Here is a 23,753-nt window from a genome sequence, read left to right as displayed (position 1 = left end):
TCGTGCGTGATCGCGTTCTTCGGTTCGAATCCTCCCACGGGGAATGCGGCCGGTCCCGGCCTGGTTGGCGCAGGGGATGGTGCTGGGCAATGGCTTGTTGTGGACACAAGGAGAGACATGGCCGACACGCAGGTGAGCGAGAAGACTCCGGTCGACTTCTGGTTCGACCCGCTCTGCCCCTGGGCCTGGATGACGTCCCGGTGGATGCTGGAGGTCGAGAAGGTCCGTGACGTGGAGGTCCGCTGGCACGTGATGAGCCTGGGCGTCCTGAACGAGGACAAGCTCGACGAGCTGCCCGAGAGCTACCGCAAGCTGCTCGGCCCCGAGGCCTGGATACCGGTACGGGTGGTGACGGCCGCGCAGCAGAAGCACGGCAAGGAGATCACCGGCAAGCTCTACACCGCGCTCGGCACCCGCATCCACAACGAGGGACGCGGCAACACCGCCGAGGTCGTCGCGGAGGCGCTGGCCGAGGTCGGCCTGCCGGCCGAGCTCGCCGAGTACGGCACCTCCGACGCGTACGACGCCGAGCTGCGCGCGTCGCACAACGAGGGGATCAACCGGGTCGGCCAGGAGGTCGGCACGCCGGTCATCTCGGTGCCCGGCGCGGACGGCGCGGAGGTGGCCTTCTTCGGCCCGGTCGTCACCCCGACCCCGCGCGGCGACGACGCGGCCCGACTGTGGGACGGCACCCTGCTCGTCGCCTCCACCCCGGGCTTCTTCGAGATCAAGCGCACCCGCGACAAGGGCCCCAGCTTCGAGTAGTCCGCCCGCAGTGATGCGCAGAAAGCCCCCGCGAGTCACGTCCTCGCGGGGGCCTTCTGGTGGAAACGTCCGCTGTGAAGGTTGAGAAGACGATCACGAGGCGGACGGTCGGGGAGTGCCGATCAGCCCTTGGCGGGGATCAGCAGCGGGGTGTTCGCCTTGGCGTCGGCGTAGCGCTTGGCCACGTCCTGCCAGTTGACGACGTTCCACATGGCCTCGATGAAGTCGACCTTCTGGTTCTTGTACTGCAGGTAGAAGGCGTGCTCCCAGGCGTCGAAGACGAGGACCGGGGTGCTGGCGATGCCCACGTTGCCCTGGTGGTCGTACACCTGCTCGACGAGGAGGCGCCCGCTGACGGGCTCGTACGCGAGCACGCCCCAGCCGGAGCCCTGGGTCGCGGAGGCCGCGAACGTCAGCTGCTTCTTGAACTTCGCGAACGAGCCGAAGGACTCGGTGATCGCGTCGCTCAGGTCGCCGAGACCGTCGGCCGCGGTGGGCTCGCCGCCGCCCTCGCCGGTCTTCGGGCTGGCCATGTTGTGCCAGTAGATGCTGTGCAGGATGTGGCCGGAGAGGTGGAACGCGAGGTTCTTCTCCAGGCCGTTGAGGGCGCCCCAGTTCTCCTTGTCGCGCGCCTCCTCCAGCTGCTCCAGGGTGTTGTTGGCACCCGTCACGTAAGCCGCGTGGTGCTTGTCGTGGTGCAGCTCGATGATCTGCGGGTTGATCACCGGCTCCAGCGCCGCGTAGTCGTAAGGAAGCTCAGGAAGCGTGTAAATGGCCATGTCTGTATCCGGTCCCCTCGGCGTGCCAATCGCTTATTGCAATCAATGCGCAACTGCACGCTAGCAGTATCTAATCCTCCGTTCGAGTAAGGGTTACCTCTCCTGTGCGGGCCTCCGGAACGCCCGAGGCCGGGCCCATGCGGTCGCATGAACCCGGCCTCCGACGTGCCGTTCCTCGGGGGGTGTTACCCCGTTCCCGCGTGCTCCCGGTCAGGCTCCGGCGCGGGCTGCCGCGCGGCGCTGCATCACGTAACCCGTCACGGCGAGGGCCACCGTCAGCCCGCCGGTGAAGAGCACCTGCACCCGGGTGTCCTCGTCCCAGGCCATCAGCACCAGCACCCCGGCGACCCCGGCCAGCGCCACCCAGGTCAGGTACGGGAAGCCCCACATCCTCACGACGAGCTTCTCGGGGGCCTCGCGCTCGGTGCGGCGGCGCAGCACGAACTGCGAGACGGCGATGAAGCCCCAGACGACGAGGATGACGCCGCCGACCATGTTCAGCAGCCAGGCGAACAGGGTGTCCGGGTACCAGTACGAGAGCAGGACGGTGACGAAGCCGAAGCCGGAGGAGGCCAGCACCGCGCGGCGCGGGACCCGGCCGGTGACCTTGCCGAGCGCCCGGGGGCCCTGGCCGCGGGAGACCAGGGAGTACGCCATCCGGGAGGAGCCGTAGATGTTGGCGTTCATCGCGGACAGCAGCGCGATCAGGATGACCACGTTCATGATCTGACCGGCGGCCGGGATGCCCAGGTGGTCCAGGGTCGCCGCGTACGGACCGGTCCCGGTGACGGCCGGGTCGTTCCACGGCAGCAGGGTGACGATGACCAGCATCGAGCCGACGTAGACGATCGCGATCCGCCACATGGTGGTCCGCACGGCCCTGGCGACGCCCTTGATCGGGTCGTCGGACTCGGCGGCGGCGATGGTCACCGTCTCCAGACCGCCGTACGCGACGACCGAGGCGAGCAGGCCGACCAGCAGGCCGTCGAGGCCGTTGGGCAGGAAGCCGCCGTCGTGCAGCAGGTTCGCCGAGCCGGGGGAGGCGGTGCCGGGCAGCAGGCCGAGGACGGCCAGCACGCCCAGGCCCAGGAAGAGCCCGATGGCGCCGATCTTGAGGGCGGCGAACCAGAACTCGAACTCGCCGAAGTGGGAGACCGCGGCCAGGTTGCTGCCGCAGAACACCGCCATGAAGACCAGCACCCACATCCACGACGGGGTCCCGGGGAACCAGCCCGTCATGATGTGCGCCGCGCCGATCGCCTCGATGGCCACGCCCACGCACAGCAGGGTCCAGAACATCCAGCCCGCGGTGAAACCGGCCCAGGGGCCGATCGCCCGGTCGGCGTGCACCGAGAAGGAGCCGGAGGCCGGGTTGGCGGCGGACATCTCGCCGAGCATCCGCATCACGAACATCACGAGCAGCCCGGACGCGGCGTACGCGAGGACGATCGAGGGTCCCGCGGCCGCGATGCCGGCGCCGGAACCGACGAAGAGACCGGCGCCGATGACTCCGCCGAGGGCGATCATCGAGAGGTGGCGCTGCTTGAGGCCGTTGCCGAGGGGGGACCCGGTGTCGTCCTGCGGGGGCGCGGGGGGCGTCAGGGTGCTGCTGTGGCTCATGGGGGTGTGCCTGTCCGGTGTGCGGGGGTCGAACGATGCCTTCAGTGTGCCGAGCGTCCGTTCAGCGGACGTTTTCTGTCCGGTATCCGGACAGCTGGCTCACGGGCCGTGATCGCGGCCGCACGCTCACCCGGCCGTGCGCCGGGCCCCATCCGCGCCTCCCGCACGCGCGAGGACCCCCGCGCCGACGGGGCGCGGGGGTCCTTCGCGGACGGGGATCAGGCGGCGGCCCGGCGCGCCCGGACCTCCCGCAGCCACGCCACCAGCAGCACCGCCGCCGCAGCGCCCGAGGACCACAGCAGCTGGGGCCGGGCCGAGTCGTCGAGCAGCATCAGGACCAGCACCGCAGCCATCCCGATCAGCGCCGCCCACGTCAGGTACGGGAACAGCCACATCCGCAGCGTCAGCCGTTCCGGCATCTCCCGTTCCAGCATGCCGCGCAGCTTCAGCTGCGAGACCGCGATCAGCGCCCACACGAACAGCAGCACCGCGCCGACCGCGTTGAGCATGTAGAGGAACACCGTGTCCGGCCACAGCAGGTTCAGCACCACCGACACGAAGCCGAAGGCCACCGACGCGAACACGGCCCGGCGCGGCACGCCGCCGGGGGACACCTTCAGCAGCGATCGCGGGGCCTCACCGCGCTCGGCGAGCGAGAACACCATGCGGGAGGAGCCGTAGAGGTTGGCGTTGAGCGCCGACAACAGTGCCACGAACACCACGATGTTCATGATCTGACCGGCGGCCGGAATGCCGATCGAGTCGAGCACGGCCACGTACGGGCTCTGCCCGGGCTCCAGCGAGTCCCAGGGCAACAGGGTGACGATGACCAGCATCGAGCCGACGTAGAAGAAGAGGATGCGCCACACGGCGCTGCGCACGGCGCGGGCCACCGACCGGGCCGGGTCGTCGGACTCGGCGGCGGCGATGGTGACGACTTCCAGACCGCCGAAGGCGAAGACCACCGCGAGCATGCCGGCGACGACCCCGCCCATCCCGGCGGGGAAGAAGCCGCCGTGGCCGGTCAGGTTGGCCATGCCCACCGGATCGGTGTCCGGCAGCACCCCGAAGATCGCGAGCGTGCCGAGGATCAGGAACAGCACGATCGCGCCGACCTTGAGGGCGGCGAACCAGAACTCGAACTCACCGAATTTCCGCACGGCCGCCAGGTTGCAGACCGTGAACACCACCATGAAGACCAGCACCCACACCCACTGGTCGACCGAGGGCAGCCAGCCGTTCGCGATCTTCGCGGCGCCGGTCGCCTCCACGGCGAGCACCACGACCAGCAGGAACCAGTACAGCCAGCCCGCCGAGAATCCGGCCCAGCGCCCCAGTGCCTTCTGCGCGTAGACGGAGAAGGAACCGGACGCGGGCATCGCGGCGGACATCTCGCCGAGCATCCGCATCACCAGCATCGCGAGCACGCCCGCGAGGAGGTACGACAGGATGATCGCCGGGCCGGCGATGCCGATGCCGGCGCCGGAGCCGACGAAGAGCCCGGCGCCGATCACGCCGCCGAGGCCCAGCATGGTCAGGTGGCGCTGCTTGAGGCTGTGGCTCAGGGGTTCCTGGAACCCGTCCTCGGTGAGGGGCGGGTCGGGCAGGCGGTCGCGCATGAGGATGCTCGCACTCTCGGTCGGCCGAGCGGCGCTGGGGGCTGCACGGGGGATTGGCGGTGGCTGCACAGGGGATTGGCGGGAACCTACAGTCTGGCCGGAAGGCACCCGTCGGAGCAAAAAGGGCGTGGCGGTGAATGTCGCCCGTGATGCGGATCACTTCAACTCGGGCGTGGGTCGGGACCTTTGTCCACTCCCCACGAAACCGGGCAGTACGGCTTTGTGCCGGACGACGGTGGGGCGGCGGCCGGTCGCGGACTAACGTCACGGTGTCCCGATCGATCACCACCTCGCGGAGCCCCACGATGAGCACTGCTTCCGTTTCCTTCCGGCCCGGCGCCGTCCTCGCCGACCTGCTGCCCGCGAGCCGCGTCCGCGACGTCGCGCTGGTCGTCGGCGGAGCCGCGCTCACCGGCGTCGCCGCCCAGATGGCCGTCAAGGTCGACGGACTGGCCGCGCCGATCACCGGCCAGACCTTCGCCGCCCTGCTGGTGGGCACCGCCCTCGGCGCGGGCCGCGGCTTCCTCTCCCTCGCGCTGTACACGCTGGTCGGCATGGCCGGGGTTCCGTGGTTCGCGAACGGTGACTCCGGCGCTGGCGGCGCCACCTTCGGCTACGTGCTCGGCATGCTGCTCGCCGCCACCGTCGTGGGCGCGCTCGCGCGGCGCGGCGCCGACCGCTCGGTGCTCCGCACGGCCGGGGCGATGGTGCTGGGCTCGGCCGTGGTCTACGCGGTGGGCGTGCCGTACCTGATGGGCGTCACCGGGATGTCGCTCGGTACGGCCGTCGCGACCGGCCTGGTCCCGTTCCTGATCGGCGACGCCCTCAAGGCCGCGCTGGCCATGGGCGTCCTGCCGACCGCCTGGAAGCTGCTGGGCCACCGGGGCTGAACCCCCGCGCCGCACCCGCGCGAAACAGCCCCGGACCGCGAGCGCGGTCCGGGGCTGTTGCGTGCGTGCGGTCCGTTTTCGGTCCGTACTACGCGGCCGTGACGGCCTTGCGGCGGAGGGCGTCGCGGATCGCGCCGATCGCGACGACCACGCCCGCCACCACCAGCGACAGCACCACGACCTGGCGGTTGTCGTCGTCGAAGAGCATGTAGACCAGCACGAAGCTGATCATCGCGGCGGTCGCCCACGTCAGGTAGGGGAAGAGCCACATCTTGACGGTGACCTTCTCCGGCGCCTCGCGCATCAGGATCCCGCGCATCCGCAGCTGGGTGAAGCAGATCACCAGCCACACGAAGAGCGCGATCGCACCGGAGGAGTTCAGCAGGAAGTTGAAGACCGTGTCCTTGAAGGCGTAGTTGAAGTAGACGGCGGCGAAGCCGAAGACCACGGAGCCCAGGATCGCGGCCACCGGCACGCCCCGCTTGTTGACCTTGGCGAACGCCTTCGGCGCGTCGCCGCGCTCACCGAGCGAGAACGCCATGCGCGAGGCGGTGTAGAGGCCCGAGTTCAGGCAGGACAGCACGGCCGTCAGGACGATCACGTTCATGATCTGACCGGCGTGCGCGATGCCGATCGAGTCCAGGGCGGCGACGTACGAGCCCTTCTCGGTGATCGACTTGTCGTTCCACGGCAGCAGGGTGAGGACGACGAAGATCGAACCCAGGTAGAAGATGCCGATGCGCCAGATCACCGAGTTGGTGGCCTTGGTGACCGCGCGGCGCGGGTCCTCGGACTCGCCCGCCGCCAGGGTGACGATCTCGCTGCCCATGAAGGAGAAGACGACCATCAGCACACCGGTGAGGATGGCGCCCCAGCCGTTCGGTGCGAACCCGCCGGTGTCGGTCAGGTGGGCGAAGCCCGCGCCGGGGTTGTCGGAGCCGGGCAGCACGCCGAAGACGGCGAGCATGCCGATGACCACGAACGCGCCGATGGCGACGACCTTGATCCCGGCGAACCAGAACTCGAACTCGCCGTACGAGGCGACCGAGCCGAGGTTCGTGATCGTCAGCACGACCATCACGATCAGCGCCCAGGCCCACTGCGGGACGGCCGGGACCCAGCCTTCGAGGATGACGGCGCCGGCGGTGGCCTCGACGGCCAGCACGACGACCCAGAAGAACCAGTACAGCCAGCCGATGGAGAAGCCGGCCCAGCGGCCGAGCGCGCGGTCGGCGTACGCGGAGAAGGAGCCCGAGTTCGGGCTGGCCGCGGCCATCTCGCCGAGCATCCGCATCACGAAGACGACCATCGCGCCGACGAGGAAGTACGACACGAGGATGGCGGGGCCGGCCTTGGCGATGCCGCCGCCGGAGCCTACGAACAGGCCGGCGCCGATGACGCCGCCGATGGCGATCATGGAAAGGTGGCGGTTCTTGAGACCGGCCTTCAGTCCGTCGGAGGGCTGGCCGTCACCGGGGTTGCCGGAGGGGTCGCCTGCCTTCTGAAGGGTCGTCGTGGAGCTCATGGACGGATCCTTAGGTTCTCGGGTTTCGAGCCCCGGCATTCAAACCCGACACGCCGTCGGGACGGAAGACCCTATTCCGTATCGTTGCCTGGGGCAGGAAGTCCCGGACCTTCGTCCCGCCGCGTCCCATCTGCGTTGTTGTGGATTATTTGAGCTTCCGGAGTGACCTACGCGACACCCCTCCACCGGCCTTCGACCGCCCGCATGCCACACTCGACCCATGCGCGTGTACCTCGGATCCGACCATGCCGGTTTTGAGCTCAAGAACACCCTGGTGGACTGGCTCAAGAACAACGGCCACGAGCCCGTCGACTGCGGGCCCCACATCTACGACGAAGTCGACGACTACCCGCCGTTCTGCCTGCGCGCCGCCGCGAAGACCGCCGCGGACGCCGACAGCCTCGGCATCGTCATCGGCGGCTCCGGCAACGGAGAGCAGATCGCCGCGAACAAGGTGAAGGGCATCCGCGCCATCCTGGCCTGGAGCGTCCAGACCGCCGAGCTGGGCCGGGAGCACAACAACGCCAACGTCATCTCCGTAGGCGGCCGCATGCACACCCAGGACGAGGTGATCAGCTTCATCGACGCCTTCCTGAAGACCCCGTACTCCGACGCCGAGCGCCACACCCGCCGCATCGACATGCTCACCGCGTACGAGCAGACGGGCGAGCTGCCCCCGATCCCGGCCCACCACCCGCAGGACCAGTAGGACCCGCCCCGCCCGTTGCCGCCGGACCGGAGTCCGGCGGCACGGTCATGTCCACGCGCCGGTCACGTGTCGACTCACGCCCGGTCGCTTGCCGGTCGCGTGTCGACGTGTTCACGCCGAGGAGAACAGCCGTGCCCGAAGGGCATACGATCCACCGCCTCGCCCAGGACCACACCGAGCGGTTCGCCGCCCGACCCGTCCGGGTCAGCAGCCCCCAGGGCCGCTTCGCCGAAAGCGCCGCCCTGCTCGACGGCCGCACCCTGGAGAGCGCCGAGGCGCACGGCAAGCACCTCTTCCTCGAACTCGGCGACGCCTGGATCCACATCCACCTCGGCCTCTTCGGCAAACTCCGCTTCGGTCCCGCCCCCGCCCCGCCGGCCGGCGACACCGTCCGACTGCGCCTGCTGAACGACGAGCACCACGCCGACCTGCGCGGCCCCACCGCCTGCGCGCTGCTCGCCGAGGGCGAGAAGAAGGCGATACACGACCGGCTCGGCCCCGACCCGCTGCGCCCGGCCGACGACCCCGGCCGTGCCTGGGCCCGGATCTCGCGCTCCCGCACCACCGTCGCCGCCCTCCTCATGGACCAGAAGGTCGTCGCCGGAGTCGGCAACGTCTACCGCGCCGAAGTCCTCTTCCGGCACGGCATCGACCCGTACCGGCTCGGCAAGGACCTCACCCGCGCCGAATGGGACGCGATGTGGACCGACCTCGTCGACCTGATGCGCGAGGGCGTGCGCCACAACCGCATCGACACCGTCCGCGACGAGCACCTCCCCGAGGCCATGGGCCGCCCTCCCAGGGTCGACGACCACGGCGGCGAGGTGTACGTCTACCGCAGGGCGAACCTGCCCTGCCACATCTGCGGGGGCGAGATCCGCACCGCCGACCTCGCCGCCCGCAACCTCTTCTGGTGCCCGACCTGCCAGACCCGCTGAACCCCCCACGGGCGGCCGGCGTCGTCCAGGGCGTGTTGTGAAAGTCTCGCCTGACCCGCGACGCCCTAGAACTGGTGGGGCAGCCAGGGCGCCACGTCCCCGGCGAAGGCCCGCGAGGCCTCCCGCAGCGCGCCCGGACGCAGCTCGCGCACCCGGCCCGCCGCCGCCAACGCGTTCAGCGTCACCCCGCCCAGGTAGGCCGAGCCCAGCTCCCGCACCGACAGTGCCAGCTCCGCCGCGTCCTCGGTCCGAGCGCAGCGCGCGGCGCCCCCGGCGGCGGCCGTCAGCCGCCACCGGCCCGTGTTCCACGGGCAGAACGCGTCCTCGACCTCCAGGACCACGTCCATTGCAGCCCCGTACGTCCGCGCCTCCAACGCCGCGCCCAGCTCCACAAGCCGCAGGTGCAGCGCGTCGCGCTGCCACGCCCGGGTCCGGCGGACGTCACTGACCAGGTGCAGCAGGGGATCGTCCATCGGCCGCCCGAACGCCCGTACGTGCCAAGTCAGGTCGATCTCGAACAGGTAGCGCCACAGCGCCGCGTACGCCACCGGGTCCAACGCGTTCACCTCGCCGACGTGGACCTTGCCCTCCGAACCCGTCGGCTCCCAGTCCGGCGTGACCCGGTAGCGCGCGTACCCGACGACCTCGCCGTCCGTGCCCTCGGCCACCACGCACTTGAGCGGCGACGCGCCCTCCCGCCGCCCCGGCGGGTCCAGCAGCCCCTGCCGCTCCCAGCCCGGCCGGCGCGCCGTCATCCCCGGCCGGGTCGGGACCAGCGCCGCGTAGACCCGCTCGCAGTCGGCCAGCGCCTTCTCCGGGTCCACCAGCCGCAACCGCACCGCGTCCGCCCCCGGCGGCGCGATCAACCGCGCGCGGGTCGTGTCGATGTCCACGGACAGGGCGTACGCGGCCGTCCCGTAGCCGAACCGCCCGTAGATCTCCGGCTCCGAGGCCGTCAACACCGCGATCGGCTCACCGCCCGCCCGGACGTCGTCCAACTGGCGGCGCATCAACGAGGTCAGCACCCCGCGCCGACGGTGCGTCGGAGCCACCCCGACCATCGTGACCCCGGCCGCCGGAACCAGCGCACCGCCCGGCACCGACAGCCGGAAACTGAACGCGCCGGCCGAGCCGACGCACGTCCCGCCGTCCCAGACCCCCAGCGAACGCTCCGGCTCCGTCAACGAGCGGTACAGCTCCCGCTCCTCCGGCGGCTCGGCCACACCTCCGAACGCCAGTTCCAGATGGTCGTACCAGACATCCCACTCATCGGATTGCAATACTTGCGTGACCAGTGCCATAAGCCCATGCCTACCAGGGCCTTCCGCTCCGTACGAAGCGAATTTCTCCCGGAACGGACCGGTCGTCCGGGGGTACCCCTGCGCACACACAGCCAGGATGGATAAGGTCCCGAACAATGGCCGGAGCACGCGTGGAGACCCTCACGGCCCGGGCGCGCATGCTGTCGCACCGGGCCCGCACCGCCCTGCGCAAATCCGCCGTCGACTACTTCCGCGGCGACGCCTCCGACTGGCTCGCCTTCGGCGGCCTGCTCCTGACCATTCCCGCGATCGCCTGCGGCACGCTCATGATGCCGGTCTGGTTCTCACCCTCCGCCCTCGTCCTGCCCATCGTGGCCGGCGGCCTGCTGCTGCGCCCCGCGAGCCTGCTCGCCCTGTACGCCGCCTCCGCCGCCGCCCTCATCGTCGAGGCACTCGTCCTCGGCCCCTACACCCAGGGCCCGGCCCGGGTCACCCCCGGCACCGTCCTCGTCGTGGCCGCCTGCGGCTTCTTCGGACTGGTCATCGCCCAGTTCCGCAGCCGCGTCGGCGTGCCCTGGAGACGCGGCGGCACCATGCTCTTCGACCTGCGCGAACGCATCCGCGTGCAGAGCAAACTGCCCGCCCTGCCCCGCGGCTGGCACCAGGAGATGGCCCTGCGACCGGCCGGCGGGCAGTCCTTCTCCGGCGACTTCGTCGTCGCCGCCCGCACCAACGGGGGCCGGACCCTGGAGATCGTCCTCACCGACGTCTCCGGCAAGGGCATGGAAGCCGGCTCCCGCGCCCTGCTCCTGTCCGGTGCCTTCGGCGGCCTCCTCGGCGCGCTGCCCCCGCACGGCTTCCTGCCCGCCGCCAACGGCTACCTCCTGCGCCAGGACTGGGACGAGGGCTTCGCCACCTCCATCCACCTCGTCCTCGACCTGGAGACCGGCGACTACGAACTCCTCTCCGCCGGCCACCTCCCCGCCCTCCAACTCTCCGCCGGCACCGGCCGCTGGCAGGAGGTCTCCGGCGAGGGACCGCTCCTCGGCGTCTACGACGGGGCCGAGTTCGAACCCGCCCGCGGCAACCTGCGGCGCGGCGACGTCCTCATGCTCTTCACCGACGGTCTCGTCGAGACCGCCGAGCGCGAGATCAGCGAGGGCATGGACCGCCTCACCGGCGAAGCCGACCGCTACGTCGCCGCCGGCTGGGACGGCGCCGCCTGGCACCTGATCGAGAAGGTCGCCAAGGACGTCAACGACGACCGCGCGCTGCTCCTGATCCGCCGGTCGGCCTGACCGGGCGGTCGGCCTGATCGGCGGGCTCGGCTCCCTTCGCGCGGCCGGCTGATCCTCATGCCGGTCCGTCGGGTCCGTCGGGTCCGTCGGGTCCGTCGGTCCGTCCGGTCGGCCCGCCGACCCACCCGCCCCCACCCGCCCGGTGGGGTTTACCCCACCCCCGACCGACCGGCCTCCGTCATGTCCCCGTCGCACGCCGCTCCGTAGCGTCGAGGACATCACCCCGGCAGGGCACGGCACGCCGCGACGGACACGGCGTACGACGGCACGGAAGGCGGCACACCATGGGGCTCCGGCGGAGCAAGCGGCGCGACCAGGAGACCTCGCGGGGCCCGGTGGCGGAGACGACGCGGACGACGCGGACGGCTCGCGCGTACAAGGGCCCCGGCCCCACCGACCCCGGCCCCACCGACCCCACCACCGCCTGCGCCGTCGAACTGCGCGGCGTCCGACGCCGGTACGGGCGCGGCGCCGCCACCGTCCACGCCCTGCGCGGCATCGACCTCAGCCTGCCCCGCGGCAGCTTCACCGCCGTGATGGGCCCCTCCGGCTCCGGCAAGTCCACCTTCCTGCAGTGCGCCGCCGGACTCGACCTGCCCACCGAGGGCTCCGTCCGCCTCGGCGGCACCGAGATCACCGGCATGAACGAGAACGAACTCACCGAACTGCGCCGCGGCCGCCTCGGCTTCGTCTTCCAGGCCTTCAACCTGCTGCCCTCCCTCACCGTCGAGCAGAACGTGCTGCTCCCGATGCGCCTCGCCGGCGGCCGCGCCGCCTCCCGCGGCGCGCAGCGGGTCGCCGACCTGCTCGAACGGGTCGGCCTGGAGGGCAAGGGCCGCCGCCGCCCCGCCGAACTCTCCGGCGGCCAGCAGCAGCGCGTCGCCCTCGCCCGGGCGCTGGTCACCCACCCCGACGTCATCTTCGCCGACGAGCCCACCGGCGCCCTCGACACCACCACCGCCGCCGAGGTCCTCGCCCTGCTGCGCGACGCCGTGGACTCCCTCGGCGCCACCGTCGTCATGGTCACCCACGACCCGGTGGCCGCCTCCCACGCCGACCAGGTGCTCTTCCTCGCCGACGGCCTCATCGTGGACCGGCTGCCGCGCGGCTCCGCCGCCGCCGTCGCCGCCCGGATGGCCGCCCTCACGGCCCGCCCCGTCCCGGCGTACGCGGACGCGGCGCTCTGATGCCGATGCGCCCCAACGGACTCGCCCGCGCGGCGGTCCGGTTCCGTCCGGCCGCCTTCGCCGGCACCTTCGTCGCCCTGTTCCTGACCGTCGCCATCGTCTCCGCCTGCGGCATCCTGCTGGAGAGCGGCCTGCGCGCGAGCCTCCCGCCGACCCGCTACGCCGCCGTGCCCGTCGTGATCGCCGCCGACCAGGAGACCCACCTGCGGGTCGGCAGCGGCGAGGGCGCCTACGAGGTCTCGGCGCCGGTCCCCGAACGCGCCCGGGTCGACGCCGCCCTCCTCGACGCCCTGGCCCCCCTCGGCCGAGCGGTGCCGGACGTGGTGTTCCCCGTCCGCGACGCCGCGGGCGTCCGCCACGAGGCCTCCGGCTGGGGCGCCACCGCCTTCACCGGTACGCGGCTCAGCGCGGGCCGCGCGCCCGGCGCGGGCGAGGTCGTCCTCGGCGGCGCCGCGACCGGCCCGGACCAGGTGACCCTGGAAACCCCCGTCGGCACCCGCGCGTTCCGCGTGGTGGGACGCACCGCCGCCCCCGGCGCCCGCTTCTCCGACCCCGAAGCCCGCACCCTCTCCGGCCACCCGAACACCCTGGACGCCATCGCCCTCCTGCCCGCGTCGCCGGACGCCGCAGGGGCCGTCCTCGACCAGCGGCTCGCCGCGTCCGCCCGGGACGCCGTCGCCGGGCGGGCCGAGGTGCTCACCGGCGCGGACCGCGCCGTCGACCGGCGGCTCGCCGGGGCCAAGGAACTCCTGACCGCACTCGGCGGCTCGTTCGGCGGCACCGCCACCCTCGTCGCCGTCTTCACCGCCGCCGGGACCGTCGCCCTCTCCGTCGGGCAGCGCTCCCGCGAGTTCGCCCTGCTGCGCGCCGTCGGGGCCACCCCGCGCCAGATCCGCCGCACCGTCGCCACCGAGGCCCTCCTCGTGGCCCCCGTGGCCGGCGTACTCGGCTGCCTGCCCGGCTACGCCCTCGCCTCCTGGTGGTTCGGCGCGCTACAGACCAAGGGGGCCGTGCCCGACGCCGTCGAACTGTCCGTCTCCTGGATCCCCCTCGCCGGGGCCGCCGGCATCGGCCTGCTCACCGCCCTGGTCTCCGGCTGGGCCGCCGCCCGCAAACCCGCCCGGATCCGCCCCGGCCGGGCCCTCGCCGCCGCCGCGGTCGAACGCGTCCGCTCCGGGTGGATCCGTACGCCGCTCGGCGTCCTCGCCCTCGCCGGCGGCGTCGCCTGCGGCGGCCTCGCCGCCAGTGGCAGCGGGGCGGACGCCGCCAACGCCGCCCTCGGCGTCGTCATGCTCTTCATGCTGGCCGTCGCCCTGCTCGGCCCCCTCATCGCCCGCGCCTGCGCCACCGTCCTCGGGTTCCCGCTGCGCCTCGGCGACGCGTCCGCCTCACTCGCCGCCGCCAACTCCCGGGCCCACGCCCGCCGCCTCACCTCCGCGATCACCCCGATCGTGCTCGCCATGGCCTTCTCCTCGACCCTGGTGTTCCTGCACACCAGTGAGGACCGGGCCACCCGCGAACAGCAGACCAGCGGCCTGCTCGCCGACCGCGTCGTCACCGACCCGCCCGCCGACGTCGCCTCCCGACCACTGCCCGCCGGCGTCACCGCCGCCGTACCCGTCACCCGTACGTCCGTCATCGCCGAACTCGGCTCCGGTTCCGACCACTGGCTCCAGGGCGCGTCCGCCCAGGCCGTCACCGGACCCGGCGCGGCCCTCGCCCGCGTCCAGGACCTCGACGTCCGCGAGGGCGACCTCGACGCCCTGCGCCCCGGCACCGTCGCCGTCGACCGCAACCTCGCCGGCTCCGCGCACGCCGGCCTCGGCGACCGGCTCAGCCTGCGGCTGCCCGACGGCACCGAGGCCGCACCCGAGATCGTCGCCCTCTACACCCGAGGGCTCGGCTTCGCCGAAGTCACCCTGCCCGCCGCCGACCTGGCCGGGCACCTGACCTCCCCGGCCCCCACCGAACTCCTCGTACGCGGCGACTCGCCCGCCCTCGCGGAACTCGGCCCCGTCACCGACCGGCGCGGCTGGACCACCGCGCAGGACACCGACCGGCAGGTCAACGCCTGGGCCAACACCACCATGGCGTCCGTCCTCGGCGGCTTCGCGGCCGTCGCCGCCGTCAACACCCTGGTCATGACCGTCCTGGACCGCCGCCGCGAACTGCGGATGCTGCGCATGGTCGGCTCCACCCGCCGCCAGGTGCTCCGCATGATCCGCTGGGAGGCCCTGCTCATCACCGGCACCGGCGTCACCCTCGGTTCCGCGATCGCCTTCGCCACCCTGTTCCCCATGACCCGGGCCCTCACCGGCGCCCCGCCGCACATCCCGCCGCTGCTCTACGGCTCCTTCGTGGCCGCGGCCCTCGCCCTGGGCCTGGCCGCCACCACCCTCCCGGCCCGCAACGCCCTGCGCCACCCCGGCCCCTGACCGGCCGCCGATCGTCCCGCACCGCCCCCGGGGCAGCCGTCCCGCCCACCTTCGGACACCGCCCCGGTTCCCGTCCCGCACCACCGCGTCACCGCGGCGGGCCGTCACGTGGACCGGGCCGGCCCCCGCCCCGCCCACCGGCCAATCCCGCCGAATTGGCCCGCCCCCGACCACCGCGCCCCCGTCTACCGTGCCGCCATGGACCGCAGCCTCGCCGATGACCTCGCCCGCCTCCCCGAACTCCTCGACGCCACCCGCCGCGCCGCGACCGAGGCCCTCACGACCCTGGACGCCCGGCCCGTCGTACCGGCCCCCGCCGCCCCGCCCCCACCCGTACCGCTCCCCGAGCACGGCGACGGTACGGAGCAGGCCCTCGCCGAGTTCGGGACCCGCTGGGCGCCGCGCCTGTCGGCCTCCGCCGGCCCCCGCTACCTCGGCTTCGTCACCGGCGGCGCCACCCCCGCCGCCCTCGCCGGGGACTGGCTGACCGCCGCCCACGACCAGAACTCCAACTCCTCCTTCGACGGCGCCGGTCAGCTCCTCGAACGCGAGACCGTCGGCTGGCTCCGCGAACTGTTCGGCCTCTCCGACGCCCACAGCGGCACCTTCGTCAGCGGCGCCACCATGTCCAACACCACCGGCCTCGCGATCGCCCGCGAATGGCTCGGCGAACGCCTCGGGGTCTCCCCGGCCCAGGACGGCGCCGCCGCCCTCGGCCCCGTACGGGTGCTGTCCGGAGCCCCGCACTCCTCCATCGCCAAGGCCCTCTCGTTCCTCGGCCTCGGCCGCTCCGCCCTCGTACGGGTCCCCACCCTGCCCGGCCGCGAGGCCGTCGACCCCGCCGCCCTGGCGCGGGCCCTCGCCGACACCCCCGGCCCGGCGGTCGTCGTCGCCAACGCCGGCACCGTCAACACCGTCGACTTCGACGACCTCCGGGCCGTCGCCGCCCTGAAGGACCACCACGACTTCTGGCTGCACACCGACGCCGCCTTCGGCGCCTTCGCGGCCCTCTCCCCGCGGTACGCCCACCTCGCCGACGGACTCGACGCCTCCGACTCCGTCTGCGTCGACCTCCACAAGTGGCTCAACGTCCCCTACGACAGCGCCGTCCAGTTCACCCGCCGCCGCGACCTCCAGGCCCGCGTCTTCCAGAACGCCGCCGCCTACCTCGGCCCCCTCGGCGACCATCCCGACCTGGTCCACCTCACCCCCGAGAACTCGCACCGGCTGCGCGCCCTCGCCGCCTGGTTCACCCTGCGCGCCTACGGCCGCCGCGGCCACCGGGAGATCGTCGAACGCGACATCGCCTGCGCCCGCGACCTCGGCGAACGCCTCGCCGCCGACCCGGCCTTCAGGCTCCTCGCCCCGGTCCGCCTCAACGTCGTCTGCTTCACCCTCGCAGCCGACCCCACCCCCGAACGGCTCACCGCCCTGCGGGAGGCCGTCGCCGCCGAGGTGTTCGTCACCCCGACCGTCCACGAGGGAACCCCCGCGCTGCGCGCCGCGTTCTCCAACTGGCGTACCACGCAGGCAGATGTGCGCCGGGCCACCGAGGCCCTCCGTACGGCAGCGAAGGAGATCGCATGACGGGACGACCACTGACCCTCCTGGAGGTCGAAGCCCTCGCCCGCACGGCGCACGAGGGCCAGACCGACAAAGCCGGCCGGCCGTACGCCGAGCACCTCGCGGCCGTCGCCGAGGGCGTCCGCCTGCGCGGCGGCAGCGCCGAACAGCAGGCCGCCGCCTGGCTCCACGACTCCGTCGAGGACGACGCCCTCAGCGCCGAATGGCTGGCCGGCGCGGCCCTCCCGGACGCGGTCAAGGCCATGGTCCTGGCCCTGACCAAACGCCCCCGGGAGCCACTGGAGGAGTACGCCGCCCGCATCCTGGCCACCCCGGGCGCCGTCCTCGTCAAGGAGGCGGACCTCGCGCACAACGCCGACCCCGTCCGGCTCTCCGTCCTGGACGACCCCACCCGCGCGCGGTTGTCCGCGAAGTACGCGTATGTCCGCTCCCTCCTCGGCATCACCACGCCGTGAACCCCGCAACACGCCCGCGCGGACGCAAAGATGCGAGGGCGATTTGCCACGAGACGGATAGCCGGGGCCGGTTGGTGGGAGGATGGAGCGTGTGGGGGTGCACACGGCCGTGCACCCCGGGCCGGCCAGGGGACGACCGAAGGTGTGATCAGTAGTGGCCATTTCGCTGTCAGTGGTGGTTCTGTTGGCGATCATCCTGGTGATCATGATCCGCGGCAAGCACATGAAGGCCGGTCCCGCGATCGTCGCGGTCCTCTTCGGCTTCTTCCTGGCGTCCAGCTCCATCGCCCCGGACGTCAACCGCTTCCTGAACTCCCTCGCCGACACCATCGCCGGCATCAAGCTCTGACCCGCCCCCCCGAATCCCGCTGCGGGAGGGGCGCGGTGGGCTGATCGGAGCCCCGCGAACGGCGAAGGGCCAGGTCGAGGAAACATCCTCTGACCTGGCCCTTTTCGCTTCAGAGCGGGTGACGGGAATCGAACCCGCGTAGCTAGTTTGGAAGACTAGTGCTCTACCATTGAGCTACACCCGCAAGACGTGCGCCGCAGGTCCGTGGACCGCGGCACGGACAGCATCCTAGCGGGTTCCGCTGGGGGATTGCACACCGCTTTGTGCGCCGGCTCGCGCGCCCCGCGTCGCGCGCGCGGTCGTCCGCAGGGGAAACGCGCGTGTCGGAGGGTCTCCGGGCATGTACCCTACGTGTCGCACCGACGGGGTGTGGCGCAGCTTGGTAGCGCGTCCGCTTTGGGAGCGGAAGGTCGTCGGTTCGAATCCGGCCACCCCGACCATGAGTACGACCTCCACGAACGATCGCGTCGATGATCGCGTTGTGGGCTGATTGCCGCTTGCGGTTACTATGCAAGCTGCGTGCCCGTGTGTCTGATGCCGGGCCGAATCCGCTGAACCGCTGCACCGCAGCGTGACGGCAGAACCCCCAGCAGTCAGCCACAAGGAGACCGAACCGTGAAGAGCGCCGTGGAGACCCTGAACCCGACTCGGGTTCGGCTCACTGTTGAGGTGCCCTTCGAGGAGCTCAAGGACAGCCTCGACGCGGCCTACAAGAAGATCAACCAGCAGGTCACGGTGAAGGGCTTCCGCAAGGGCAAGATCCCGGCCCGCGTCATCGACCAGCGCTTCGGCCGCGGTGCGGTGCTGGAGGAGGCCGTCAACGACGCCCTCCCGAAGTTCTACACCGAGGCGGTCAACGAGGCCGACCTGAACCCGCTGGGCCAGCCCGAGGTCGACATCAAGGAGCTGAAGGACGGCGAGCTGCTGTCCTTCACCGCCGAGGTGGACGTCCGCCCCGAGATCGAGATCCCGGACTACTCCGGCATCGAGGTCGAGGTCGACGCCGTCGAGGTGTCCGACGAGGACGTCGAGAAGGCGGTCGAGCAGCTGCGCGGCCGTTTCGCGTCCACCAAGGACGTCGAGCGCGCCGCCCAGGACGGCGACGTCGTCACGATCGACCTTGAGGCCAAGGTCGACGGCGAGGTGCTGGAGGACGGCGTCGCGAGCGACGTTTCCTACACCATCGGCTCGGGCGAGCTCCTCGACGGCATCGACGAGGCCGTCAAGGGCCTGGAGGCCGGTGGCGAGGCCACCTTCACCTCCCAGCTGAAGGGCGGCTCCGCCGAGGGCAAGGACGCCGAGGTCACCGTCAAGGTCACCAAGGTCTCCGCCCGCGAGCTGCCGGAGCTGGACGACGAGTTCGCCCAGATGGCGAGCGAGTTCGACACCCTCGACGAGCTCAAGGCCGACAGCCGCAAGCGCCTTGAGGACACCAAGCAGTTCGACCAGGCCACCCAGGCCCAGGAGCGCGTGCTGGAGAAGTTCCTGGAGCTCGCGGAGATCCCGGTCCCCGAGAAGCTGCTCGCGGACGAGGTCCAGACCCGCAAGCACAACCTGGAGCACCACCAGCTCGGCCAGATGGGTCTGACCATCGAGAAGTACCTGGAGTTCCAGGGCAAGACGGTCGAGGAGTTCGACGCCGAGACCACCGAGCAGGCCGTCAAGGGCATCAAGACCCAGTTCCTGCTGGACGCCCTGGTCAACAAGGAGAAGCTGGGCGTCAACCAGGAGGAGCTCACCGAGCACCTCATGCGCCGCGCGCAGTCCTCCGGCATGTCGCCCGACCAGTTCGCCCAGGCGGTCGTCGAAGGCGGCCAGGTCCCGATGCTGGTCGGCGAGGTCGCTCGCGGCAAGGCCCTCGCGGTCGTCGTCGAGAAGGCCAAGGTCACCGACACCAACGGTGAGGTCATCGACCTCTCCGACGACGAGGACGAGACCGAGGCCGTCGAGGCCGCGGCCGACGCCGACGTCGAGGGCGACGCGGACGCCGAGCCGGCGGCCGACGAGACCAAGTAACACCCCGGGCGAAGCCCATTGAGCAGTGCCGTGAAGGGCCCGGACGCAGCCGCGTCCGGGCCCTTCCGCACGCCCGGTGCGAGAGGCCCGGACCTTGCGCTCCGAGCGAACAGTTCGGGAAGCGGGATGGCGTTGTCCTACCTGCGCGTTAGGGTCCATGAATACGAGGGCACGGGAGTACCCGAAGCCGGAGGGCATCGCTCCACCGGTAGGTCCGCGCCCCAGAACGAGACGCTGAGACGGCACATGGCCGTCGGAGACGAGCAGGTGGATACGTGACGAATCTGAAGCCTTACGCCGCGGGTGAGCCGTCCATCGGTGGCGGCCTCGGCGACCATGTCTACAACCGGCTGCTCGGCGAGCGCATCATCTTCCTCGGGCAGCAGGTCGACGACGACATCGCGAACAAGATCACGGCGCAGCTCCTCCTCCTGGCCGCCGAGCCGGACAAGGACATCTACCTGTACATCAACAGCCCCGGTGGCTCGGTGACGGCCGGTATGGCCGTCTACGACACCATGCAGTACATCCCGAACGACGTCGTCACCATCGGTATGGGCATGGCGGCCTCGATGGGCCAGTTCCTGCTCACCGGCGGCACCGCAGGCAAGCGCTTCTCGCTGCCGAACACCGACATCCTGATGCACCAGGGCTCCGCCGGCATCGGCGGCACGGCCTCGGACATCAAGATCCAGGCCCAGTACCTGCTGCGCACCAAGCAGCGCATGGCTGAGATCACCGCGCTCCACTCGGGCCAGACCGTGGAAGCGATCATCCGTGACGGTGACCGCGACCGCTGGTTCACGGCCGAGGAGGCCAAGGCGTACGGCCTGATCGACGAGATCATCTCCGCGGCGTCCCTGGTCCCGGGCGGCGGCGGCACCGGGGCCTGATCCCGGTCCCGCGCACGGACCCCCGTACGCCCGCCCGCTCCAGGCAAGCCTCAGCCCGCAGAACGCCACCAGGATGGTGAACACCCCGATGTACATGAACAACCTCTCTCCCGCGAGCGGCCTCCACAACGGTCCGCAGGTGGACAACCGCTACGTCATCCCGCGCTTCGTCGAGCGCACCTCGCAGGGCGTGCGCGAGTACGACCCGTACGCGAAGCTCTTCGAGGAGCGCGTGATCTTCCTCGGCGTGCAGATCGACGACGCGTCCGCGAACGACGTCATGGCGCAGCTGCTGTGCCTGGAGTCGATGGACCCGGACCGCGACATCTCCATCTACATCAACAGCCCCGGTGGCTCGTTCACCGCGCTGACGGCGATCTACGACACGATGCAGTTCGTGAAGCCGGACATCCAGACGGTCTGCATGGGCCAGGCGGCTTCCGCCGCCGCGGTCCTGCTGGCCGCCGGCACCCCCGGCAAGCGCATGGCGCTGCCGAACGCCCGCGTGCTGATCCACCAGCCCTCGGGCGGCACCGGCCGCGAGCAGCTCTCCGACCTGGAGATCGCGGCCAACGAGATCCTGCGCATGCGTGACCAGCTGGAGTCCATGCTGGCCAAGCACTCGACGACCCCGCTGGAGAAGATCCGCGAGGACATCGAGCGCGACAAGATCCTGACGGCCGAGGACGCTCTCGCGTACGGCCTGATCGACCAGATCGTCTCCACCCGTAAGAGCAGCGCGGTCTGATCCTTGCCGCCCATCGACGTGGGCGCGTCGCCGTTCGGCGATGTGAACCACGTCAAGGGGGCCCCGCACGGGGCCCCCGGCAAGGTACCGTCGGATATGAGGCACCAGGAGCGCTGAACCAGGCGTCTCCCAGGCGAAGGGGAAGCACCTCGTGGCACGCATCGGTGACGGCGGCGACCTGCTCAAGTGCTCGTTCTGCGGAAAGAGCCAGAAGCAGGTGAAGAAGCTCATCGCAGGACCCGGTGTGTACATCTGCGACGAGTGCATCGACCTCTGCAACGAGATCATCGAAGAGGAACTCGCGGAGACTTCCGAGGTCCGGTGGGAGGAACTCCCCAAGCCCCGTGAGATCTACGAGTTCCTGGAGAGCTACGTCGTCGGCCAGGAGCCGGCGAAGAAGGCGCTCTCCGTAGCGGTCTACAACCACTACAAGCGGGTCCAGGCCGGCGAGAACGGCGGCGCGCAGGGCCGTGACGACGCGATCGAACTCGCCAAGTCCAACATCCTGCTGCTGGGTCCCACGGGTTCCGGCAAGACCCTCCTCGCGCAGACGCTCGCACGCATGCTGAACGTCCCGTTCGCCATCGCGGACGCGACCGCGCTGACGGAGGCCGGGTACGTCGGCGAGGACGTCGAGAACATCCTGCTGAAGCTGATCCAGGCGGCGGACTACGACGTCAAGAAGGCCGAGACCGGGATCATCTACATCGACGAGATCGACAAGGTCGCCCGCAAGAGCGAGAACCCGTCGATCACGCGCGATGTCAGCGGCGAGGGCGTGCAGCAGGCCCTGCTGAAGATCCTGGAGGGCACGACCGCCTCGGTGCCGCCGCAGGGCGGACGCAAGCACCCGCACCAGGAGTTCATCCAGATCGACACGACGAACGTGCTCTTCATCGTGGGCGGCGCGTTCTCCGGCCTGGAGAAGATCATCGAGTCGCGTGCCGGCGCCAAGGGCATCGGCTTCGGGGCCACGATCCGCTCGAAGCGCGAGATCGAGGCCAGCGACCAGTTCCACGAGGTCATGCCGGAGGACCTGGTGAAGTTCGGGATGATCCCCGAGTTCATCGGCCGTCTGCCCGTACTGACCTCCGTGCACAACCTGGACCGCGAGGCGCTGCTGCAGATCCTCGTCGAGCCGCGCAACGCGCTGGTCAAGCAGTACCAGCGGCTGTTCGAACTCGACGGCGTCGAGCTGGACTTCGAGCGCGAGGCCCTCGAAGCCATCGCCGACCAGGCGATCCTGCGCCAGACGGGCGCGCGCGGTCTGCGCGCCATCATGGAAGAGGTCCTGATGTCGGTGATGTACGAGGTCCCGTCCCGCAAGGACGTGGCCCGCGTGGTCATCACCTCGGACGTGGTCCGCTCCAACGTCAACCCGACGCTGGTGCCGCGCATCGTCCCGAAGGACCAGGGCCCGCACGAGAAGTCGGCGTAGCGGTACCGAGGTTACGTACGAGAAGGGGCGCCCCCGCGGGGGCGCCCCTTCTCGCGTGTGCGGCCGATCGGTGTCAGTTCTTGACGCGGGCGGTGTTGTAGAGCTTCGCCGCGAACTCGGCGTTCTGCTCCAGGGTGTAGCCCGGCTTGCCCGCGAGGAGGGCTATTGCGTCGGAGGCGGAGACGAGGCTCAGGGTGCTGTAGTCACCCCAGACGCAGAGCGGGAACGTCATGACCTTGGGTCCCTTGAAGCTGGGGTCCGTGTTCGTGGCCTTCATCTCCTGGCACTTCATGATGGCTCCGTCGAAACCGGCGGGGCTCATCACCTTGGGGCTGCCGATCAGTTCGACCTGACCCTTGCCCTCCTTGGTGGCCTTCAGTTGGAACGCCGTGAAGTACGAGTCGACGGACTTCTCCGGGTCGGCGACCTCGCCGTAGAGCCCGTTGAAGCTCAGACCCTTGACCGCGAGGGGATTATTGGGGTCGGTGATCTGGTAATCCATGGCCACCGAGGTCGGGTTCTTGACGCCGGCGGCCTCCGCCTCCTTGCGGTCCTCGTCCGTGAACGGCTTCTGCTGGTACTTGGGGCTCTTCTTGAAGTCGTCCACCGTCTCCGGCGCGACCAGCTTGTAGCCCTTGGTGGCGTCGGAGACCGAACCGCCGCTGCCGCCGCCCAGGAAGTACCAGCCGCCGCCCGCGATCACCGCGACGGCCACGACCGCGCCGATGATGACGCCCGTCCTGGACTTCTTCGGGGTCTGCTGCGGGGGCGTCCCGCCGTACGGGGGCTGCTGGGGCTGCTGGTAGCCGTACGCGGGCTGCTGCTGCGGCTGCTGCGGGTAGCCGGGCGCCGCCGGGGGCTGCTGGGGGTAGCCCGGCGGGGGCGAGGCCGGGGGCTGCTGCCCGTAGCCCGGGGAGGGGGCGCCGGGCGGCGGCGGGGCCTGCTGCGGGTATCCGTAGCCGGGCTGCGGGGCGGGCTGTCCGTACGGGTTCGGCTGCTGCGGGGGCTGCTGCCCGTACGGTCCGGGCTGCTGCGGCTGCTGGCCGTATGGTCCCGGCTGGTTGAAACTCATCCCGCGTCCCCCTGTGAGGTGTGCTGCTTATCCGTTCCTCACATCCTGACGGAAGAGCGCCCCGGTCGGGGCGTCGGGGTCCCATGCGTTACCGAACCACGACGGGGCCGGGACCTCCGCGTACGCCCCCGGGGACGGTCCGGCCGCAGGTCGCGCCGACGCAGGGCCCGG

General features: G+C 71.2%; 20 protein-coding genes and 2 tRNA genes. 15 read left to right on the top strand and 7 right to left on the bottom strand.

Features of this window, described 5'->3' with window-relative positions:
- The first annotated feature begins 117 nt into the window (after positions 1 to 117).
- The gene (locus tag AB0D46_RS10140) at positions 118 to 765 is read left to right on the top strand and encodes a DsbA family protein (protein WP_362876828.1); all 648 of its coding nucleotides are present in this window, start codon (positions 118 to 120) and stop codon (positions 763 to 765) included.
- 122 nt (positions 766 to 887) lie between these two features.
- Here the strand turns inward: AB0D46_RS10140 and AB0D46_RS10135 are convergent, their stop codons facing one another.
- From AB0D46_RS10135 to AB0D46_RS10125, 3 genes are all read right to left on the bottom strand, one after another.
- Positions 888 to 1,544, bottom strand: coding sequence for a superoxide dismutase (locus AB0D46_RS10135; protein WP_362876827.1), 657 nt, complete (start codon positions 1,542 to 1,544; stop codon positions 888 to 890).
- A gap of 210 nt (positions 1,545 to 1,754) precedes the next feature.
- A complete protein-coding gene (locus AB0D46_RS10130; protein WP_362876826.1) occupies positions 1,755 to 3,164 on the bottom strand; it encodes an amino acid permease in 1,410 nt (469 codons plus the stop codon).
- Between the two features lie 218 nt (positions 3,165 to 3,382).
- On the bottom strand, positions 3,383 to 4,783 hold the full coding sequence (locus tag AB0D46_RS10125) for an amino acid permease (RefSeq protein WP_362876825.1): 1,401 nt from the start codon (positions 4,781 to 4,783) through the stop codon (positions 3,383 to 3,385).
- A gap of 305 nt (positions 4,784 to 5,088) precedes the next feature.
- Between AB0D46_RS10125 and AB0D46_RS10120 the strand changes: the two genes are divergently transcribed.
- Positions 5,089 to 5,673 carry a biotin transporter BioY gene (locus AB0D46_RS10120; protein WP_362876824.1) on the top strand — a complete coding sequence of 195 codons (585 nt, stop codon included), beginning with the start codon at positions 5,089 to 5,091 and terminating at the stop codon, positions 5,671 to 5,673.
- Positions 5,674 to 5,761: 88 nt separating this feature from the next.
- On the opposite strand, the gene AB0D46_RS10115 is transcribed toward AB0D46_RS10120, so the two are convergent.
- On the bottom strand, positions 5,762 to 7,198 hold the full coding sequence (locus AB0D46_RS10115; RefSeq protein WP_362876823.1) for an amino acid permease: 1,437 nt from the start codon (positions 7,196 to 7,198) through the stop codon (positions 5,762 to 5,764).
- Between the two features lie 220 nt (positions 7,199 to 7,418).
- Between AB0D46_RS10115 and AB0D46_RS10110 the strand changes: the two genes are divergently transcribed.
- The gene (locus AB0D46_RS10110; RefSeq protein WP_362876822.1) at positions 7,419 to 7,907 is read left to right on the top strand and encodes a ribose-5-phosphate isomerase; all 489 of its coding nucleotides are present in this window, start codon (positions 7,419 to 7,421) and stop codon (positions 7,905 to 7,907) included.
- A 131-nt stretch (positions 7,908 to 8,038) separates the two neighbouring features.
- On the top strand, positions 8,039 to 8,845 hold the full coding sequence (locus AB0D46_RS10105) for a DNA-formamidopyrimidine glycosylase family protein (RefSeq protein ID WP_362876821.1): 807 nt from the start codon (positions 8,039 to 8,041) through the stop codon (positions 8,843 to 8,845).
- Positions 8,846 to 8,910: 65 nt separating this feature from the next.
- Here the strand turns inward: AB0D46_RS10105 and AB0D46_RS10100 are convergent, their stop codons facing one another.
- A complete protein-coding gene (locus AB0D46_RS10100) occupies positions 8,911 to 10,146 on the bottom strand; it encodes a GNAT family N-acetyltransferase (RefSeq protein ID WP_362876820.1) in 1,236 nt (411 codons plus the stop codon).
- Between the two features lie 116 nt (positions 10,147 to 10,262).
- Here AB0D46_RS10100 and AB0D46_RS10095 point away from each other — a divergent pair, with 116 nt between their 5' ends.
- The 6 genes from AB0D46_RS10095 (at position 10,263) to AB0D46_RS10070 (ending at position 17,415) form a co-directional block, all read left to right on the top strand.
- Positions 10,263 to 11,405 (top strand): PP2C family protein-serine/threonine phosphatase, encoded by a 1,143-nt coding sequence (locus AB0D46_RS10095; protein WP_362876819.1) that lies wholly within the window; start codon positions 10,263 to 10,265, stop codon positions 11,403 to 11,405.
- A 284-nt stretch (positions 11,406 to 11,689) separates the two neighbouring features.
- Entirely contained in the window at positions 11,690 to 12,592 is a 903-nt protein-coding gene (locus AB0D46_RS10090; RefSeq protein WP_362876818.1) for an ABC transporter ATP-binding protein, read from the top strand.
- Entirely contained in the window at positions 12,592 to 15,027 is a 2,436-nt protein-coding gene (locus AB0D46_RS10085) for an FtsX-like permease family protein (protein WP_362876817.1), read from the top strand. Before AB0D46_RS10090 ends, AB0D46_RS10085 begins: the two co-directional genes overlap by 1 nt.
- 198 nt (positions 15,028 to 15,225) lie before the next feature.
- Entirely contained in the window at positions 15,226 to 16,614 is a 1,389-nt protein-coding gene (locus AB0D46_RS10080; protein ID WP_362876816.1) for a pyridoxal-dependent decarboxylase, read from the top strand.
- The gene (locus tag AB0D46_RS10075; RefSeq protein WP_362876815.1) at positions 16,611 to 17,066 is read left to right on the top strand and encodes an HD domain-containing protein; all 456 of its coding nucleotides are present in this window, start codon (positions 16,611 to 16,613) and stop codon (positions 17,064 to 17,066) included. The genes AB0D46_RS10080 and AB0D46_RS10075 overlap by 4 nt, the downstream gene beginning before the upstream one ends.
- Positions 17,067 to 17,220: 154 nt before the next feature.
- Positions 17,221 to 17,415 carry a hypothetical protein gene (locus tag AB0D46_RS10070; RefSeq protein ID WP_361601697.1) on the top strand — a complete coding sequence of 65 codons (195 nt, stop codon included), beginning with the start codon at positions 17,221 to 17,223 and terminating at the stop codon, positions 17,413 to 17,415.
- A gap of 113 nt (positions 17,416 to 17,528) precedes the next feature.
- On the opposite strand, the gene AB0D46_RS10065 is transcribed toward AB0D46_RS10070, so the two are convergent.
- Positions 17,529 to 17,599 (bottom strand) — tRNA-Gly (locus tag AB0D46_RS10065).
- A gap of 179 nt (positions 17,600 to 17,778) precedes the next feature.
- Here AB0D46_RS10065 and AB0D46_RS10060 point away from each other — a divergent pair.
- The 5 genes from AB0D46_RS10060 (at position 17,779) to clpX (ending at position 22,510) form a co-directional block, all read left to right on the top strand.
- A tRNA-Pro gene (locus AB0D46_RS10060) sits at positions 17,779 to 17,855 on the top strand.
- Between the two features lie 175 nt (positions 17,856 to 18,030).
- Positions 18,031 to 19,431 carry a trigger factor gene (gene tig, locus AB0D46_RS10055; protein WP_362876814.1) on the top strand — a complete coding sequence of 467 codons (1,401 nt, stop codon included), beginning with the start codon at positions 18,031 to 18,033 and terminating at the stop codon, positions 19,429 to 19,431.
- A gap of 275 nt (positions 19,432 to 19,706) precedes the next feature.
- Positions 19,707 to 20,324 (top strand): ATP-dependent Clp protease proteolytic subunit, encoded by a 618-nt coding sequence (locus AB0D46_RS10050; RefSeq protein ID WP_362876813.1) that lies wholly within the window; start codon positions 19,707 to 19,709, stop codon positions 20,322 to 20,324.
- Between the two features lie 73 nt (positions 20,325 to 20,397).
- Positions 20,398 to 21,072 (top strand): ATP-dependent Clp protease proteolytic subunit, encoded by a 675-nt coding sequence (locus tag AB0D46_RS10045; RefSeq protein ID WP_362876812.1) that lies wholly within the window; start codon positions 20,398 to 20,400, stop codon positions 21,070 to 21,072.
- 151 nt (positions 21,073 to 21,223) lie between these two features.
- On the top strand, positions 21,224 to 22,510 hold the full coding sequence (gene clpX, locus AB0D46_RS10040; protein WP_362876811.1) for an ATP-dependent Clp protease ATP-binding subunit ClpX: 1,287 nt from the start codon (positions 21,224 to 21,226) through the stop codon (positions 22,508 to 22,510).
- Positions 22,511 to 22,583: 73 nt separating this feature from the next.
- Here clpX and AB0D46_RS10035 read toward each other — a convergent pair whose 3' ends face one another.
- Positions 22,584 to 23,582: a hypothetical protein gene (locus AB0D46_RS10035; RefSeq protein ID WP_362876810.1), complete on the bottom strand. Its 999-nt coding sequence runs from the start codon at positions 23,580 to 23,582 to the stop codon at positions 22,584 to 22,586.
- Positions 23,583 to 23,753: the final 171 nt, after the last annotated feature.

It is taken from the genome of Streptomyces sp. NPDC048383 (assembly GCF_040651775.1).
Lineage (GTDB): Bacteria > Actinomycetota > Actinomycetes > Streptomycetales > Streptomycetaceae > Streptomyces.
The sequence above is the reverse complement of the archived record's forward strand: the minus strand, read 5'-3'. Positions and strand labels throughout refer to the sequence as shown.

Bases quoted from the DNA above. Each gene is read 5' to 3' on its own strand.
- AB0D46_RS10090 (WP_362876818.1), top strand. From the start codon at position 11,690: ATGGGGCTCCGGCGGAGCAAGCGGCGCGACCAGGAGACCTCGCGGGGC.
- AB0D46_RS10140 (WP_362876828.1), top strand. From the start codon at position 118: ATGGCCGACACGCAGGTGAGCGAGAAGACTCCGGTCGACTTCTGGTTC.
- AB0D46_RS10075 (WP_362876815.1), top strand. From the start codon at position 16,611: ATGACGGGACGACCACTGACCCTCCTGGAGGTCGAAGCCCTCGCCCGC.
- AB0D46_RS10045 (WP_362876812.1), top strand. From the start codon at position 20,398: ATGGTGAACACCCCGATGTACATGAACAACCTCTCTCCCGCGAGCGGC.
- AB0D46_RS10035 (WP_362876810.1), bottom strand. From the start codon at position 23,582: ATGAGTTTCAACCAGCCGGGACCATACGGCCAGCAGCCGCAGCAGCCC.
- AB0D46_RS10095 (WP_362876819.1), top strand. From the start codon at position 10,263: ATGGCCGGAGCACGCGTGGAGACCCTCACGGCCCGGGCGCGCATGCTG.
- AB0D46_RS10125 (WP_362876825.1), bottom strand. From the start codon at position 4,783: ATGCGCGACCGCCTGCCCGACCCGCCCCTCACCGAGGACGGGTTCCAG.
- AB0D46_RS10130 (WP_362876826.1), bottom strand. From the start codon at position 3,164: ATGAGCCACAGCAGCACCCTGACGCCCCCCGCGCCCCCGCAGGACGAC.
- AB0D46_RS10110 (WP_362876822.1), top strand. From the start codon at position 7,419: ATGCGCGTGTACCTCGGATCCGACCATGCCGGTTTTGAGCTCAAGAAC.
- AB0D46_RS10135 (WP_362876827.1), bottom strand. From the start codon at position 1,544: ATGGCCATTTACACGCTTCCTGAGCTTCCTTACGACTACGCGGCGCTG.
- AB0D46_RS10080 (WP_362876816.1), top strand. From the start codon at position 15,226: ATGGACCGCAGCCTCGCCGATGACCTCGCCCGCCTCCCCGAACTCCTC.
- AB0D46_RS10100 (WP_362876820.1), bottom strand. From the start codon at position 10,146: ATGGCACTGGTCACGCAAGTATTGCAATCCGATGAGTGGGATGTCTGG.
- AB0D46_RS10115 (WP_362876823.1), bottom strand. From the start codon at position 7,198: ATGAGCTCCACGACGACCCTTCAGAAGGCAGGCGACCCCTCCGGCAAC.
- AB0D46_RS10085 (WP_362876817.1), top strand. From the start codon at position 12,592: ATGCCGATGCGCCCCAACGGACTCGCCCGCGCGGCGGTCCGGTTCCGT.
- AB0D46_RS10120 (WP_362876824.1), top strand. From the start codon at position 5,089: ATGAGCACTGCTTCCGTTTCCTTCCGGCCCGGCGCCGTCCTCGCCGAC.